The 14,614-nt window shown below is 69.3% G+C and carries 15 protein-coding genes and 2 tRNA genes; 5 read left to right on the plus strand and 12 right to left on the minus strand.

The features are described from left to right. Positions 1 to 51 precede the first annotated feature (51 nt). A complete protein-coding gene (locus QSK25_RS30105; protein WP_285643219.1) occupies positions 52 to 2,199 on the plus strand; it encodes a hypothetical protein in 2,148 nt (715 codons plus the stop codon). 58 nt (positions 2,200 to 2,257) lie between these two features. On the opposite strand, the gene QSK25_RS30110 is transcribed toward QSK25_RS30105, so the two are convergent. The 3 genes from QSK25_RS30110 to QSK25_RS30120 all read right to left on the minus strand — a co-directional run bounded on the left by QSK25_RS30110 (position 2,258) and on the right by QSK25_RS30120 (position 3,302). Then, a tRNA-Asn gene (locus QSK25_RS30110) sits at positions 2,258 to 2,329 on the minus strand. A 101-nt stretch (positions 2,330 to 2,430) separates the two neighbouring features. Beyond that, positions 2,431 to 2,502 (minus strand) — tRNA-Arg (locus QSK25_RS30115). A 236-nt stretch (positions 2,503 to 2,738) separates the two neighbouring features. After that, the gene (locus tag QSK25_RS30120) at positions 2,739 to 3,302 is read right to left on the minus strand and encodes a dihydrofolate reductase family protein (protein ID WP_285643222.1); all 564 of its coding nucleotides are present in this window, start codon (positions 3,300 to 3,302) and stop codon (positions 2,739 to 2,741) included. A gap of 74 nt (positions 3,303 to 3,376) precedes the next feature. On the opposite strand from QSK25_RS30120, the gene QSK25_RS30125 reads away from it, so the two are divergent. Further along, entirely contained in the window at positions 3,377 to 3,949 is a 573-nt protein-coding gene (locus QSK25_RS30125) for a TetR/AcrR family transcriptional regulator (protein WP_285643224.1), read from the plus strand. Here QSK25_RS30125 and QSK25_RS30130 read toward each other — a convergent pair. From QSK25_RS30130 to QSK25_RS30140, 3 genes are read right to left on the minus strand one after another with little or no spacing between them, the layout of a single operon-like run. After that, the gene (locus tag QSK25_RS30130) at positions 3,939 to 4,232 is read right to left on the minus strand and encodes a DUF3017 domain-containing protein (RefSeq protein ID WP_285643364.1); all 294 of its coding nucleotides are present in this window, start codon (positions 4,230 to 4,232) and stop codon (positions 3,939 to 3,941) included. The two genes, QSK25_RS30125 and QSK25_RS30130, sit on opposite strands and share 11 nt — an antisense overlap. Positions 4,233 to 4,245: 13 nt before the next feature. Continuing rightward, positions 4,246 to 5,094, minus strand: coding sequence for a bifunctional methylenetetrahydrofolate dehydrogenase/methenyltetrahydrofolate cyclohydrolase (locus QSK25_RS30135; RefSeq protein WP_285643226.1), 849 nt, complete (start codon positions 5,092 to 5,094; stop codon positions 4,246 to 4,248). Beyond that, positions 5,091 to 6,011, minus strand: coding sequence for a DMT family transporter (locus QSK25_RS30140; protein WP_285643228.1), 921 nt, complete (start codon positions 6,009 to 6,011; stop codon positions 5,091 to 5,093). Before QSK25_RS30140 ends, QSK25_RS30135 begins: the two co-directional genes overlap by 4 nt. A gap of 138 nt (positions 6,012 to 6,149) precedes the next feature. Between QSK25_RS30140 and QSK25_RS30145 the strand changes: the two genes are divergently transcribed. Next, on the plus strand, positions 6,150 to 8,957 hold the full coding sequence (locus QSK25_RS30145; RefSeq protein WP_285643230.1) for a TNT domain-containing protein: 2,808 nt from the start codon (positions 6,150 to 6,152) through the stop codon (positions 8,955 to 8,957). On the opposite strand, the gene QSK25_RS30150 is transcribed toward QSK25_RS30145, so the two are convergent. After that, the gene (locus QSK25_RS30150; RefSeq protein WP_502881906.1) at positions 8,943 to 9,542 is read right to left on the minus strand and encodes a pentapeptide repeat-containing protein; all 600 of its coding nucleotides are present in this window, start codon (positions 9,540 to 9,542) and stop codon (positions 8,943 to 8,945) included. The two genes, QSK25_RS30145 and QSK25_RS30150, sit on opposite strands and share 15 nt — an antisense overlap. Before the next feature lie 92 nt (positions 9,543 to 9,634). Here QSK25_RS30150 and QSK25_RS30155 point away from each other — a divergent pair, with 92 nt between their 5' ends. Together QSK25_RS30155 and QSK25_RS30160 are read left to right on the plus strand one after the other, a co-directional pair. Further along, complete coding sequence (locus QSK25_RS30155) at positions 9,635 to 10,615, plus strand: malate dehydrogenase (RefSeq protein WP_285643232.1); 981 nt, start codon at positions 9,635 to 9,637, stop codon at positions 10,613 to 10,615. 21 nt (positions 10,616 to 10,636) lie between these two features. Then, positions 10,637 to 11,449 (plus strand): inositol monophosphatase family protein, encoded by an 813-nt coding sequence (locus tag QSK25_RS30160; protein ID WP_285643235.1) that lies wholly within the window; start codon positions 10,637 to 10,639, stop codon positions 11,447 to 11,449. Here the strand turns inward: QSK25_RS30160 and QSK25_RS30165 are convergent. The 5 genes from QSK25_RS30165 to QSK25_RS30185 form a co-directional block, all read right to left on the minus strand. Next, entirely contained in the window at positions 11,446 to 11,637 is a 192-nt protein-coding gene (locus QSK25_RS30165; RefSeq protein ID WP_285643237.1) for a DUF1918 domain-containing protein, read from the minus strand. The genes QSK25_RS30160 and QSK25_RS30165 overlap by 4 nt on opposite strands. A gap of 83 nt (positions 11,638 to 11,720) precedes the next feature. Then, entirely contained in the window at positions 11,721 to 12,068 is a 348-nt protein-coding gene (locus QSK25_RS30170; RefSeq protein ID WP_285643238.1) for a DUF8711 family protein, read from the minus strand. A 44-nt stretch (positions 12,069 to 12,112) separates the two neighbouring features. Continuing rightward, the gene (locus tag QSK25_RS30175; protein WP_285643239.1) at positions 12,113 to 13,084 is read right to left on the minus strand and encodes an ABC transporter ATP-binding protein; all 972 of its coding nucleotides are present in this window, start codon (positions 13,082 to 13,084) and stop codon (positions 12,113 to 12,115) included. Continuing rightward, complete coding sequence (locus QSK25_RS30180) at positions 13,081 to 13,878, minus strand: ABC transporter permease (RefSeq protein ID WP_285643240.1); 798 nt, start codon at positions 13,876 to 13,878, stop codon at positions 13,081 to 13,083. The genes QSK25_RS30175 and QSK25_RS30180 overlap by 4 nt, the downstream gene beginning before the upstream one ends. Beyond that, positions 13,871 to 14,581, minus strand: coding sequence for an ABC transporter permease (locus QSK25_RS30185; protein WP_285643243.1), 711 nt, complete (start codon positions 14,579 to 14,581; stop codon positions 13,871 to 13,873). Before QSK25_RS30185 ends, QSK25_RS30180 begins: the two co-directional genes overlap by 8 nt. Positions 14,582 to 14,614: the final 33 nt, after the last annotated feature.

Below are 14,614 nucleotides of genomic sequence, written 5' to 3' on the forward strand. Positions count from 1 at the left end.
CCCGGAGCCGTGCCATCATGCGGTGACACCTGATCTGATCTGGGGGATTTCATGACCTGGTGGCGTAGAACGCTGCTGTCCCTGACCGCTGCCACCCTGGCAGCCGGAGTCGTGACGACGCCCGCCCTGGCCGCCGCACCGGCGGTGCCGACCGACCTGAAGATCGAACGGAGGGACAAGCCCGCCCTGCCCTGCGACCCGGCTTCTCCCGGCACCTACGTGAACCCGGACGGGCTCAACGACGCCCGCGCCGTCGTGTTCAGCGCGAAGGTGGCCGACCCCGAGGGGGTCGAGGTCGAGTACTCGACCTGGCCGGTGGGCGACCCCGCCGCACGTCAGTCCGTGCGCGTGCCGGTGCTGCTGGACGGCATCGCCTACGCGCAGGTGCCGGACTGGTACAAGGTCGACGGCACGTACGCGTGGACCACGAAGGCACACGACGGCACCTCGTCCTCCGCCGAGACGGCTCCCTGTCACCTGACCGTCGACCGCACGCGTCCGGTCGCCGCGACCGTGACGTCCGCCGTCTACCCGCCGGGCTGGACCCCGGGCGGTGGCGTCGGCGTGCCCGGTGACTTCACGATCGCGTCGACGTCGCCGGACGTCGCGCAGTACCGGTACCGCTTCAGCGGGGCGTCCGACTACACGTACGTGACTCCCGCGCAGCTGGGCGGCCCGGTGACGGTCAGCTTCACGCCGCAGAACTACGGCTACCACTCCCTGCAGGTCGACGCGATCGACCGGGCCGGGAACCACCCGTCGTACTCGCCTTCGTACTCGTTCAACGTCCTCGAGAACAGGCCGATGGTCTTCTCCGCCCGCTACCCCGCGGACGGCACGAACTGGGAGGGCGGCATCGGCGTTCCCGGCGACTTCGACCTCAGCTCGAACCTGCCGGACGTCGTGAGCTACGCCTACCGCTTCAACGACGACCCGGAGCAGACCGTCGCCGCGAACGCCGAACGCAAGGCGCGCATCAACTTCACGCCTGCCAAGGGCGACTTCAACGTCCTCAAGGTGCAGAGCGTCAGTTCGACGGGCGAGCGGTCGGTCCTGCGCGAGCACAGGTTCAAGGTCGACAGCGCGCCGCGGGTGACCTTCGACCGCTTCCGGATCGGCTCGGTCACGACGCTGACGTTCCAGTCGCGCCTGCCCGGCGCGGTCGAGCACCGCTACTGGTTCACCCGCTGGGACGACACGAAGACCGAGCCGGTGGTGGTGCAGGCGGGTGCCGGCGGCACCGCGACCGCCACCCTGACCACGACCGTGCACCAGCTCAAGTCGTTGCACGCGGTCAGCTCGGACGCGGCGGGGACCACGTCGACGGAGTCCTACACGTCGATCTCGGTCGACGGAGCGGCGCCGTACATGACGGTGACCGGCGGCGCGCACCCGGAGGAGCAGGGCACCGTCACGTTCAGCACGTCCATGGAGAACCCGGTCGAGTACGAGTACTGGCTGAGCTACGACCGCGCCACCAGGTACAAGGTCGCGGCGGGCCCGGACGGCAGGGCGACCGCCACGTTCACCGCGGCGGACGCGCTCGGTGGCCAGTGGGTGATCGGCCGCGTGCGCAACGCGGCGGGCATCTGGTCGATCGAGGGCAGTGCGATGTTCGGCATCACGAACCACCCGGACGTCACCTCGGCGGACTTCCCGACGTGGCCCGCCGTCGCGTGGCGCAGCGGCACGTTCAAGCTCAAGGCGAACCAGCCGCGCGCCACCGAGTTCGTCTACACGCTCGACGGCGTGACGCACGTGACCCCGGTCGGTGCCGACGGCACCGCGACGATCGAGTGGACGCCGACCAGGGCGGGGCAGATCTACCTGGTCGCCACGACCCGCACCGCCGCCGGCGTGGGCTCGGGGAACAACCAGTACTCGTTCACGATCAGCGACGCCCCGGTGGTCTCCTCGGCCGAGTACAGGTCGGGTCAGTCCAACACCGGCCCGCTGAACCGGCCCGGCACGTTCACCTTCACCTCGGCGGTGCCCGGCGTCACGGAGTACGTGTACTCGGTGAGTCGTTGGGGGACCGCGGTGGTGGGAGACACGACCGTCGCGGCGACCGGAGGCGTCGGGACCACGACGTACGCGCCGGCCTCCTACGGGACCCACCAGGTCAAGGTGGCCGCGCGCAAGGCTGACGGCTCGCTGTCCGCCTACACCTACTACTCGTTCGACTACTACTCCGGCTAGCGAACGGTGAAGGGGGCGTGTCCCGCGGTTAGTTCCGCGGGACACGCCCCCTTCGTCGTTCCCCTGCCAGGATTCGAACCTGGTCCTCCCGCGTAACAGTCGGGCGTGCTGCCACCAGCACTTCAGAGGACACGGTGCTCTAACGGTGAAACCAGTCGGATGCCCGCGAGTCGAACGCGGTGTTTCCTCATCCCAAATGAGGCGGGTTGCCGTCTCCCTCGCATCCGCGAGTACCCCTGCCAGGAGTCGAACCTGAATCTCGGCGTTCGTAGTGCCGCACTCTCTCCATTGAGCTACAAGGGTGAGAATTAAATGCACAACAAAAGAGCCGCCTGTCGGTTTCCCGACGGGCGGCTCCTGGTGGTGGCCGAACTGCACGCCACTACAAGGAGCTCACCTGCGCAAACGGTCGCACGAACGGTCGCGCGGGGCAGTCGCCCGAAAGGCGTCGGTGCTGCAAGCCCGTCATGGCTATCCCCTTCCCGTTCGGTGTGTGGCACAAGTATTGCGGGCGCACGAGGCGCCCGTCAATCATTTTCTCAAACGCGGTCGTAAGTCATGAACGAAACTCCGCTCTCGAACAACGTCGCACCGGTCCTCGCGAACTCGCGGATGTCGGCCTTTCCGTCGAACAACGGGATGCCGCGGCCGAACACCACGGGGTGGATCTTGAGCAGCAGCCGGTCGATCTCCGGCAGCAGGGACGCGGCCAGCTTGCCGCCGCCGCACAGCCAGACGTCGAGGCCGTCCTCGGCCTTCAGGGCCTGTACGCGACCCGTCACGTCCGACTTGACCACCTCGACGTCCGCCGGGGTGTCGAGGTCCGCGGAGGTCACGACGAACTGGCGCAGGTGCGCGTACGGCGAGGCCAGGCCGCCGGGGACCTGGTAGGTGTGGCGGCCCATCAGCACCGTGTCGAAGTGCTGGTTCGGCGCGTCCGCGAGGCCGAACGGTTCGCGGAGCTGGGTCGGCAGCGTCTCCGGGTAGTGCGCGTTGATGCCGGCCATGTGGTCGCCTTCGAAGATGAAGCCGTCGTAGGTGCCGTCCTCGGCCGCGATGAAACCGTCGAGCGTGACGGCGACGTAGTACACGAGCTTTCGCATGGAGAAACCCCCTGAGTTCGAAACAACCACTACAACCGTAGTACTATGGATGTAGTGGTTGTCAAGGAGGTGTCGTGGTCAAGAACGAGGCGAGGCGGACGGCGCTGCTGAACGCGGCGATCGACGTGCTGGCGGAGGAGGGCGCGCGAGGGCTGACCTACCGCGCGATCGACGCGAAGGCCGGCACCCCGCCGGGCACGGCGTCGAACTACTTCGCGAACCGCGACGAGCTGATGTCGGCGGTGATGACGCAGGTGCACGTCAGGCTGATGCCGTCCGACGAGTCGGTCGAGGAGTCGCTCAGGGCGCCGCGCGACCAGGCGCTGAGCGTGAAGTTCATGCACGACATCGTCAAGCGGGCGGACGCCGACAAGGCCTGCTACCTCGCGATGATGGAGCTGCGGCTGGAGGCCACGCGCCGGCCGGACCTGCAGGCCGCGCTCACGAAGACGATCGCCGAGGGCATCGAGTTCAACGTCGAGTTCAACGAGCAGTCGAAGCTGCCGGGCGACCGGATGACCGTCATGCTCATGTACTTCGCGATGACGGGGTTGATCTACGAACGGCTGACGCTGCCCGGCGCGGCCGCGGCGGCCGTGGACCTCGACGAGTTCGTCGAGGTCCTGGTCGACCGCGCTATCGGCTGAGCGGACCGCCGGTGATCGTCAACGCGACGGCGATCACCACGATGCCCAGCGTCGAGTACAGGAACGCGTCCATGCCGCGGCCGCGGATCTTGATCAGACCGGCCTGCTCGTCGGTCACGAGGATCCGCAGCACGGCCGCGACCAGCAACGAGACGCCGAGCAGCACGGCGCCCTGCCGCCAGTGGTACTGGAAGATCCGGACCAGCCCGAGCGCGCCGACCCCGAGCACCAGCGCGAACGGCAGGTGCTTGCCAGGACCGGAACGCCAGCTGGTCTCGCCCATGAGCGCCTGCGCGTCAGACCGCTGCATGAGCGCGCTCGGCGGCTTCGACGGTGTTGGTGAGCAGCATCGCGACGGTCATCGGGCCGGCGCCACCGGGGATCGGGGCGAGCCAGCCGGCCACCTCGCGCACCTCGGGTGCCACGTCGCCGACGAGTCCGGCCTCGGTGCGGGTGATGCCGACGTCGACCACGGCCGCGCCGGGCTTGACCATGTCCGCGGTGATCAGGCCGGGGCTGCCGGCACCCGCGATGACGATGTCCGCGCGGCGCACCTCCGCCGCCAGGTCCTTGGTGCCGGTGTGGCACAGCGTCACGGTGGCGTTCTCGGAACGGCGGGTCAGCAGCAGGCCGATCGGGCGGCCCACGGTGACGCCGCGGCCGACGACCGTGACGTTCGCGCCCGCGATCGGCACGTCGTAGCGGCGCAGCAGTTCCACGATGCCGCGCGGGGTCGCGGGCAGCGCGGCGTCCTCGCCGAGCACGAGCTTGCCGAGGTTGACCGGGTGCAGGCCGTCGCCGTCCTTGGCCGGGTCGATCCGCTCCAGGATCGCGTTGGCGTTGAGGTGCTTCGGCAGCGGCAGCTGGACGATGTACGCGGTGACCTCGGGGTTCGCGTTCAGCTCGTCGATGACGGCCTCGAGCTCCTCCTGCGTGGTCTCCTCGGGCAGGTCGCGCCGGATCGAGGCGATCCCGACCTTCTCGCACGCGCGGTGCTTGCCCTTGACGTAGGAGTGCGAACCGGGGTCGTCGCCGACCAGCACGGTGGCGAGACCGACGGAGCCGGGCAGCGCGGCGACCCGCGCCTTCAGGTCCTCGAACAGCGCGTTCCGGGTTTCGTTGCCGTTGAGCAGCGTCGCAGTCACGTCCTCATCCTCCCACTGGGCAGCGCGGCCACGCCCACCGACACCAGCGTCAGCACCACGCCGATCGCCGTCGGCGGCGCCAGGTGCCCGCTCACCGCGTCCAGCAGCACGGCCCCGACGAGCTGCCCGCTCACCCCGCACAACCCGACCATCAGCACGCCGATGAACCGCACCGACGCGATCGCGCCACCCACGCCGACGATGCCGAGCAGTCCGCCCAGGTAGAGCCACCAGCCGTCCGGGAACGCTCCGGGCACGCCGCTCCAGGTCACGGCGTTGACCAGCAGCAACGCCGCCGTGCCCACGCTGAAGTTGACCAGGATCGTCGCCATCGAGTTGTCCGCGGCCTCGCGCACCAGCCCGTTCACCGCCTGCTGCCAGCCCATCAGCAGGCCGGCGACCAGCGGCAGCACGGCGAGCCACAGCCCACCCGGCGAGGTGAACCGGTCGGACACCGCGATCGTGACGGCGATAACACCGACGGCCGCTCCGACGACACGAGTCTTCGTAATCGCCTTCGGTTCGCCGGGGCCGACCCCGAGGTTGTCGATGACCATGCTGCTCACGACCTGCCCGATCACCACCGCGACCGTGAACACCGCCACACCGATGGTCGCGACGGCGAGCCCCTGCGACCCCACCAGCACGGCACCGCTGATGCCGCCGACGCACTCCCACCACCGGATGCGCCGGTGGGCCAGCGCGTCGCGCAGTCGCAGAAGGCCGTTCCGCCCGGACTGTCGCGACAGGACCACCGCGAGCAGCACGAACCACCCGCCGCCGAAGGAGATCAACGCCGCCAGCAGTCCGTTGCCGAGTTCGGTGGCGAGCGTTCCGTTGACGCGGGCCTGGACCGCGATGGCCACTCCACCGGCCGCGGCCAGCAGACCACCGGTCACCTGCGCGGACCGCGTCACTAGCCCTCCAGAACGGACGAACGTGTTCTTGATCGGCTTTAAGCATGCACGTCCGCCGCGTTATGGTCGGGCCTCCACCGTTCGGCGCAGTGGCGGGGGACGTGTGCGATCCGGCGAGTTGCGGGGGAAGATGTTGGCGTGTCCGAGCCGAAGCCGTTGAACCCTACCGAGCAGGACGCTCTGGTGAAGCAGATCGGCCTGACTCTGATGCGGGCCGCACCAGAGGACTGGCGAAGCGTCATCGCGCAGTACCGCGCCACCGGCCGGTACTTCGAACTGGAGGCCGAGCTCAAGCTGCAGGACGGCTCGAAGCGCTCGTGGCAGGCGCCCCAGGAGGCCGCCTCGCTGTTCGCGCGCCTGCGGGCCGGCATGCACCGCGAGGGTCGCGGCAGCTGGACCAACGCCAGGTACCAGCTCGACCACCCGTCGAGCTACAACCTCGACTTCGACCGCGCTGAGCCGAGCTGGCAGACGCCTCCGCCGCAGCAGGCCTACGTCGACGAGATGCGGTTCTTCCCGCGCGCCGAGGAGAACGTCCCGGACTGGTTGCGCCGTCGGTTGAACCCGCCGACGCCGGTGTTCCGCACCGTCCGCGTGTTCGACGGCGCCGGACCGAACGGTCGTCCGTCGGTCAACCGCCCGCCGGTGCCGGAGCCCGAGGTCGCGCCGCTGCTCGCGTACCTGTCGAACGCGCCGGTCGCCGTGGCCGGTCGTGGCTTCGACAACGACGTGCTGCACCCCGACGCGCCGCCGGTCGTGCCGTCCGGGTTCCAGACGGACGGTGCGTGGATCTGGCCCGCCGGGGTCTCGTACTACCTGCGCAAGTACGGCGTGCCGCCCGAACCCGAGCTGGTCGAACGCGCGCGGGCAGCGGGCTTCACCCTGCCCGAGGTGAGCGAGGAGTCGAGGCTCGCCGCCGCGGCGAACCTGGGTGCTCCCGCCGCACCTCCCGGCACCGTCGTGCCGGTGCCCGCCGAGCCGGAACCGAAGCCGCAGCCGCAGCCGAAGTCCCAGCCGGAACCCGAGCCCGCCGCCGCGGACGCGACGCAGTTCGTCGTCGCCCCGAAGTTCGAGGCCGAGCAGCCGCCGAAGGCTCAGCAGCCGCCGAAGGTTCAGCAGGAGGAGCCGGAGGAGGAGTACGACTTCGAGCCCCTCTACCCGGAGCCGCTGGCCGCCGAGGAACCGGTCAAGCCGGTCGTGCCGCCCGCGCCGGTCTCCCCGCCGATGGCCGGCGACGGTCCGCCGTACCGGGTGGTCTTCGACTCCGACGGCGTTCCGGACACGGTCGACGACCGGACGTTGCGCGACACGTACGGCGCGGGCATGGACCTCTTCGCGCCGCACGCGGACGAGCCGGAACCGGTCGCGGTCGCCGAGCCCGTGCAGGAGAAGGCGCCCGAGCCGGAGGCCCGCGAGTTCGAGGACCGCGCGCTCGAGGACCGGACGTTCGAGGTCAAGCAGGCCGCGGCCCCGAAGTTCGAGGAGCGCAAGCCCGAGCCCGCGAAGTTCGAGGACCGCACCTTCGAGGCGCCGAAGTTCGAGGCCGAGCCGGAGCCGGAGGAAACCGAACCGGCCCCCGCCGACGAACTTCCCCACGTGGACCCCGAACCCGAGATCCCGACAGCAGGCCCGGACGAGCCCGAGCTCCTCACGCACCACCGCGAGGCCGAGCTCACCGACCACCTGGACGCGGAGACCGAGGAACGCCCGCGCGACGCCATGCAGGACACGATGGCGTGGAGCCCGGTCCTCGACGAGCCGGCCGAGAGCCCGGCCGAGGTCACCGAGGAGCACCCGGTCGTGCCCGCCGTCGAGGTGACGGCGGACGAACCGGACCTCGCCGAGGAGGAGATCGAGTCCACGACCTCCTTCGAGGCGGCCAAGTTCGAGCAGGAACCCGAGCCGTTCGAGCAGCGCTTCGACGCGCAGCTCGACTCGCACTTCGAGCCGGAGCCCGAACCCGAGCCGCTGCCGCCCGTTCCGGCCCCGACCAAGTCCGAGGAGACCACGGTCTTCGACTCGGCCCTGGTCGCCGCGCACGAGCCCGAACCGGAACCCGAGCCCGAACCGGAGCCCGAACCCGAGCCGGAACCGGTCAGGCCGCCCCGCCAGGTCACGCCGGAGGAGGACCGCGAACTCGCGGGCACCCGCCGTGCGCTCGACGACCTGAACGTGCCGCACGGCGTGTTCCGCATCGGCGAGCCCGCCGACCGCACCTGGACCCTGCACCTCGACGGCGACAGCTGGGAGGTGTGCTGGTTCGACCACGGCCCGAAGAACCCGGTGCGGTTCGACAAGGTCGAGGACGCCTCGGCGTACCTGGTCGGCAAGCTGGTGCTGGGCAACTTCCGCACCGTCCCGCGGGCACCCCAGCCGCCGCGGCCGATGGCCAACGGCTTCCGGGAGGAGCCGCGCCGCCCGGTTCCGCCGCAGCGCCCGCCGATGCCGCAGGCCCAGGCACCGACGCAGGTCCAGCAGGCCCCGCCGATGCCCCCGCAGGCGGCACCGACCCAGGTGCAGCCGGTGCCGCCGCCCGCACCGCAGCAGGCCCCGGCCCCGTCGCCGGTCGCCGCCGCGGTGGCGCAGGAGGAACCGTCGAAGCGGAAGTTCCCGATCTCGCCGCTCGCCGGTGAGCCGCCGCTGACGTTGTTCCGCCACAAGCAGATGTTCGAACTGCCGGCGGGCACCGAGATCGACCGCTACGGCGACCAGTCCGGCAACCTCGTCTACGTGGCGGGCACGCCGTTCCCGGAACGCAGCCTCGTGCCGTCGTGGATCAACCGGCCGTACCGCGTGTACCGGTTGCGGCGGCCGCTCGAGGTGCTGACGGGCGTGGCCGTGCCGTGGTTCGAGCAGCCCGGTGGCGGCACGGCCTACCTGCTGCCGAAGGCGATCGAGGAGATGGTCGCCGACGGCGTGCTGGTGGAGATCTCAGCTGACAACTAGTCCATAGGCCGCCGCGAACGCGATGGCGGTGTCGATGTCGATCAGGGCTCCGGCGAGCTTCGCTTGCCGGAGCCCGTTCGCGTCGATCTTCGCTCCGCGCAGGTCCGCGCCGTCCAGCTTGGCGTCCAGCAACCGGGCGCCCATCAGGTCCGCGGCGCTCAGGTCGGTGTTGCGCAGGTCGGCCTCGCTGAGGTTCGTCTCCCGGAACCGCTGACCGCCGAGCTTCAGGTCGTGCAGCGGCGCCTTCACGAACGACGCCAGCGTGAAGTCCACCTCGACGAACGTGACGGGCCGCAGCACGCAGTCCACGAAGTTCGATCCCATGAGGCTGCAGGAGTGGAACGACGACCGCGTCAGCACGGTGCGGTCGAAGGTGCACTGCCGGAACGCCGTCGCGTGGTGCTTCGACTCGCCGAGATCCGTCCGGGTGAAGTCGCAGCGGGTGAACGTGCACCCGCTCGTGACCAGTGAGCGGAGATCGGCTTCGGTGAAGTCGCAGTCGGTGAAGGACCGCTTCTCCCACTGCTGATCAGGCAGGTTGGCGTCGGAGTAGTCCTCCCCGACCTCTTCGACCAGGTTGTCCACTCTCACACTCTCGCAGAACCCGCGTGTTGGTAACGTGCGGGACGCCGGGCGACCTGCCCGACGTCAACGAGGACCGTCATTCGGGAAGGCTCATGACCCGCACGCCCGTGAACGTCACTGTCACCGGTGCGGCCGGCCAGATCGGCTACGCACTGCTCTTCCGCATCGCTTCCGGCCACCTGCTCGGCCCGGACACCCCGGTCAACCTGCGGCTGCTGGAGATCACCCCGGCGCTGAAGGCCGCCGAGGGCACCGCGATGGAGCTCGACGACTGCGCCTTCCCGCTGCTCAAGGGAATCACGATCACCGACGACGCGAAGACCGCGTTCGACGGCGTGAACGTGGCCCTGCTCGTCGGCGCCCGCCCCCGCACCAAGGGCATGGAGCGCGGCGACCTGCTCGAGGCCAACGGTGGCATCTTCAAGCCGCAGGGCGAGGCGATCAACGCCGGCGCCGCTGACGACGTGAAGGTCCTCGTGGTCGGCAACCCGGCCAACACCAACGCCCTCATCGCCCAGCAGCACGCGCCGGACGTCCCGCGCGAGCGCTTCACCGCGATGACGCGCCTGGACCACAACCGCGCCCTCTCGCAGCTCGCGAAGAAGCTCGGCGTCGCGGTCACCGACATCGAGAACATGACGATCTGGGGCAACCACTCGGCCACCCAGTACCCGGACCTGTTCCACGCCAAGGTCGGTGGCAAGACCGCCGCCGAGGCCGTGAACGACCAGGCCTGGCTGGAGAACGACTTCATCCCGACCGTCGCGAAGCGCGGTGCGGCGATCATCGAGGCCCGTGGCGCCTCGTCGGCCGCTTCGGCCGCCAACGCCGCCATCGACCACATCTACGACTGGGTCAACGGCACCGAGTGGACCTCGATGGCCATCCCGTCGGACGGTTCGTACGGCGTGCCCGAGGGCATCATCTCGTCGTTCCCGGTCAAGTGCGCGAACGGCGAGTACGAGATCATCCAGGGCCTGGAGATCGACGAGTTCTCCCGCGCCCGCATCGACGCCTCGGTCGCCGAGCTCGTCGAGGAGCGCGACGCCGTGAAGGGCCTCGGCCTCATCTGAGTTCGTGGCAGTGTGGGGCACGTGCGCATTCAATGGGACGTGCCCCAGCCACAGCTCACCGATGACGTGCATCCTGCGCTCGCCGACGCCGCCCGCGCGGCGTCGGCGGCGTACGGACGCGCCCGATCCCTGCACACCCGCGCCGAACTCCGCGAGGAAGTCGCGGACGGCGCCGACGGAACACCGACGATGCGCGTCGACCGCATCGTCGAGGACGCGATCCTGGAGTCCATCCACCGCAATCGCGTGAACCTGCTCTCCGAAGAGGCGGGGTTCGTCGACAACGGCTCGTCGATCACCCTGGTCATCGACCCGGTCGACGGGTCCGCGAACGCCGCGTTCGGCGTTCCCCTCTCTTGCTTCGCCGGTGCGCTCGTCGAAGACGGCACCGCGAAAGAAGCCCTCACGACGTGGTTCGACACGGGCCGTGCGTGGCATGCGCGCGCAGGGGTGCCGACGTCGTTCCGCACCACCGGACGCACCACGTTGGACGGCGCGTCGGTGTGCTTGATGCGCCCCAAGACAGGCACTCAGGACGCGTGGCTGCGCATCGCGAACCGGGCCGACCGGATCCGCGTGCTGTGCACGACCTGCCTGGAGACCATGCTCGTCGCGGAGGGCACGGTCGACGCGTTCATCGACCCCGGCAGCGACACACACCGGATCATGGACCTCGCGACGGCCCTGGTCACCGTGCCCGCGGCGGGAGGAGTGCTGCTCGACCTGCACGGGCGGCCGTTCACGTTCGAACCCGACCTGACCCACCGGTGGTCAGGGGTGGCGGCAGCGACTCCTCAGCTGGCCGAGGAGCTCATCGCGACCGTGCTGGGTTAGACCGTTCCCCGCGGCTCGACAACGCAGTCGGGCCCCGGGAACACCAGCCCTTCGTGCCCGTCGTTGAACCTGACGAGGTAGGGCGGGTGTCCGTCGTTCCCGCGGACTTCGAGGATCTCGCCGAGGCGCTCCTCGAGTCCGATGGAACGGCTGTGGACGTGGAGCCTGTCACCCACTGTTGCTTGCATGGGTTGCGACACCTCCGGTGTGCGGCTTGAGGTAGGCCTAAAGCCTAGGCCGCCGCCGGAGGTGCGCAACAGGGCTCAAGTGCTCATCCGCCGCAGGCCGAGGACACCTTCGCGACGAGGTCCGCCTTCTGCTGCACCCAGTCCGCCGCGGAGCTGACGTTCTGCATGCCGTTCGCGGCCTCTTCGAGAGCCTTCTTCACCTGCTCGTCCGGCGCGGAGCCCGCGAGGGTCTCCAGCTCCTTCGCCTTGGCCTGCGTCTCCTCCAGAGCCTTCTGGGGGTCGGACATGTCCGGCGAGAACCCCACGAGCTGGATCGCGTCGGCGCACAGCTTCACCTTGTCCGCGGTGTCGCTGACGCCCTGGATCGTGTCGCAGGCCGTGAGGCTGCCCAGCGCGAGGGCAACCGCTGCCAGCGTTCCAACAAGGCGCATTCGCTCTCCTATGCCCGAAGTGTCCGGTTCTGTTGTATACAACTCTACCGAGTAACTGGTTGATCGAGTTGGCGTTGGTAGAGCTTGCGGATGACGTCGTCGATTTCGGGCTCCACGACGGCGAGGTCGTGGACCTCCACCTGCCGCACCACCTGGGTGATCAACTGCGCCGCCGTCGTCTCCGCTCTCCTGAACGTGAGGTGGTGGCGCAACCCGTTCGCCTCGCTGCGCACCGCCGTTACTCCAGGGACGTCCGGCGCAGGTCCGGGTTCCCTGAGGTCGATGACCAGCTCCCGTTCCGGGGTGACCTCGGCGCGCAGGTCGTCGAGCGGTCCGTCGGCGAGCACCCGGCCGCGGTCGATCACCATCAGCCGCGGGCAGAGGCGTTCGATGTCGTCCAGGTCGTGCGTGGTGAGCAGCAACGTCGTGCCGCGGCGGGCGTTGAGGTCCGCGAGGAACTCCCGCAGGCGTTCCTTCGACTCGAGGTCCAGGCCGATCGTCGGCTCGTCCAGCACCAGCAGTTCCGGGGCGTGCAGCAGGGCGGCGGTGATCTCGCCGCGCATCCGCTGCCCCAGCGAGAGCTGTCGCACCGGCGTGACCAGGAGCTCTTGCAGGCCGAGGAGTTCGACGCATTCGTCGAGCCGCGTCCGGTAGTCCTGCGCGGACACCCGGTAGATGGACCTGAGCAGGTCGAAGCTGTCCTTCAGCGGCAGGTCCCACCAGAGCTGGCTGCGCTGGCCGAACACGACGCCGATGCGCTTGGCGAGATCGCGCCGCTGCCGTGACGGATCGACGCCGTGCACCCTGATGTGCCCGCTGCTCGGCACCAGGATCCCGGTCAGCATCTTGATCGTCGTGGACTTGCCGGCGCCGTTCGGCCCGACGTACCCGACGGCCTCGCCCGCCTGCACGTCGAACGTGACCCCGTCGACCGCGGTGACCGTCTTGTAGTTGCGCCGCAGGCCTTTCGACGTGGCGACCTTGAACTCCCTGCGGAGCTCCCTGACCTCGATCATGATCCCGTCCCCCGGTAGTGCCTGACCGCGAACCGCCACACCAGCGCGGCGACGCCCGCGGCCAGTGCCGCGACGAGCGGTGATGTCCAGCCGACCCAGCCCGGCAGGCCGATCGGATCTTGCTTTTCGAGCAGCGCGAGGCTCGGGTAGTACGCGACGAACGCCCCCGGCACGATGAACGCCATCACCCAGCGCAGCGGCCGGGAGTAGACGTTGATCGGGTACGACGTGAAGGCGTTGCTGCCGTAGGTGACCGCGTTGGCGAACTCGCGGCCCTCCACGATCCAGAAGCAGATCGAGCAGGCCACCACCCACACCGCGCTGTAGATGACCGCGCCCGCGATCGGCGTGAGCACGGTGAGCAGCACCTTGGCCGGCGACCACGCGACGTCGACGTGCGCGAGCGCGTAGCCCATCACCGCGAGCGCACCGGTGATGCGCCCGATCCTCCTGAGCCGGATGTCGGAGCACATGATCTGCGGCAACAACCGGAGCGGTCGCATCAGCAGCACGTCGAAGCTGCCGGTGCGGATGTAGGTCGGCAGGTGGTCGAGCTGCCCCGCGAAGAGGTCCGCGACACCGAACGCCGCGCCCGCGAACGCGTACATCAGCAGCACCTCGTTCTGCGAGAAGCCGCCCAGCGCGTCGATCCGGGTGAAGAGGATGAGGATGACGATCAGCTCATAGCCCTGGGCCAGCACCTGCGTCAAGAAGTCCATCGCGAACGACACGCGGTACGACATCTGGCTCTTCAGACGCGCGCCGATCAGCCTGGGGTAGATGGTCTCAGCCACCCTGCAGCACCACCTTCCGCACGGCGCGGTTCAGCGTGAAGTGGCCGATCGCGATGATCACCACGGCCCAGAACGCCTGCAGCGCAAGGATCTTGGCCGGGTCACCGTGCCCGAGGAACACGTCGATCGGTGCCTGCAGGATCGCCGGGAACGGCGTCAGCCAGAGCACCTCGCGCGCCCACTCCGGGAAGAACGAGATGGGCACCGTCAGGCCGCACAGCAGACCGGACGAGATGTTCCAGAACCCGTAGAGCCCCCGGTTGTCGAGCAACCAGAACGAGCTGAGGTCGATGAGGAACCGGAAGCCGAAGCTGATCACCAGCGCGATCAGCGCGCTGAGGGCGAACAACGGCCACTGGAAGGCGTTCTGCGGGAACTGGAACGGGAACAGCACCATGCCGAACACCATCGGCGGGGCGAGGCGCGTGAGGAACGCGTACCCGCTCCGCCCGACGTCCTCCGCGAGAAGGGCGCCCTGCAGGTTCCACGGCCTGTACAGATCTACTACCACGTCACCGGATCGCACTCGCTCGGCGAGCTCGTTGGTTCCCCACAACAGGACGAACCCGAGCAGCCCCTGCCCGATCCAGACGTACGTGTTGGCGGCAGCGACGTCGTAGTCGGCGATCTCGCCGTCGGCAGCCTTGAGAGCGGCGACGAGAACGGCGACCCGCAGCAGGCCGAAGACCACGTTCGTGGTCATCCCGGCCAGCATCGCTTGTCGGTAGGTCGAATA

This window comes from Lentzea sp. NBRC 102530, from assembly GCF_030269365.1.
Lineage (GTDB): Bacteria > Actinomycetota > Actinomycetes > Mycobacteriales > Pseudonocardiaceae > Lentzea.

Excerpts from the sequence above, each read along its gene's own strand:
- QSK25_RS30105 (WP_285643219.1), top strand. The coding sequence starts at position 52 with ATGACCTGGTGGCGTAGAACGCTGCTGTCCCTGACCGCTGCCACCCTG.
- QSK25_RS30120 (WP_285643222.1), bottom strand. The coding sequence starts at position 3,302 with ATGCGAAAGCTCGTGTACTACGTCGCCGTCACGCTCGACGGTTTCATC.
- QSK25_RS30130 (WP_285643364.1), bottom strand. The coding sequence starts at position 4,232 with ATGGGCGAGACCAGCTGGCGTTCCGGTCCTGGCAAGCACCTGCCGTTC.
- QSK25_RS30155 (WP_285643232.1), top strand. The coding sequence starts at position 9,635 with ATGACCCGCACGCCCGTGAACGTCACTGTCACCGGTGCGGCCGGCCAG.
- QSK25_RS30165 (WP_285643237.1), bottom strand. The coding sequence starts at position 11,637 with ATGCAAGCAACAGTGGGTGACAGGCTCCACGTCCACAGCCGTTCCATC.
- QSK25_RS30170 (WP_285643238.1), bottom strand. The coding sequence starts at position 12,068 with ATGCGCCTTGTTGGAACGCTGGCAGCGGTTGCCCTCGCGCTGGGCAGC.
- QSK25_RS30175 (WP_285643239.1), bottom strand. The coding sequence starts at position 13,084 with ATGATCGAGGTCAGGGAGCTCCGCAGGGAGTTCAAGGTCGCCACGTCG.
- QSK25_RS30185 (WP_285643243.1), bottom strand. The coding sequence starts at position 14,581 with ATGACCACGAACGTGGTCTTCGGCCTGCTGCGGGTCGCCGTTCTCGTC.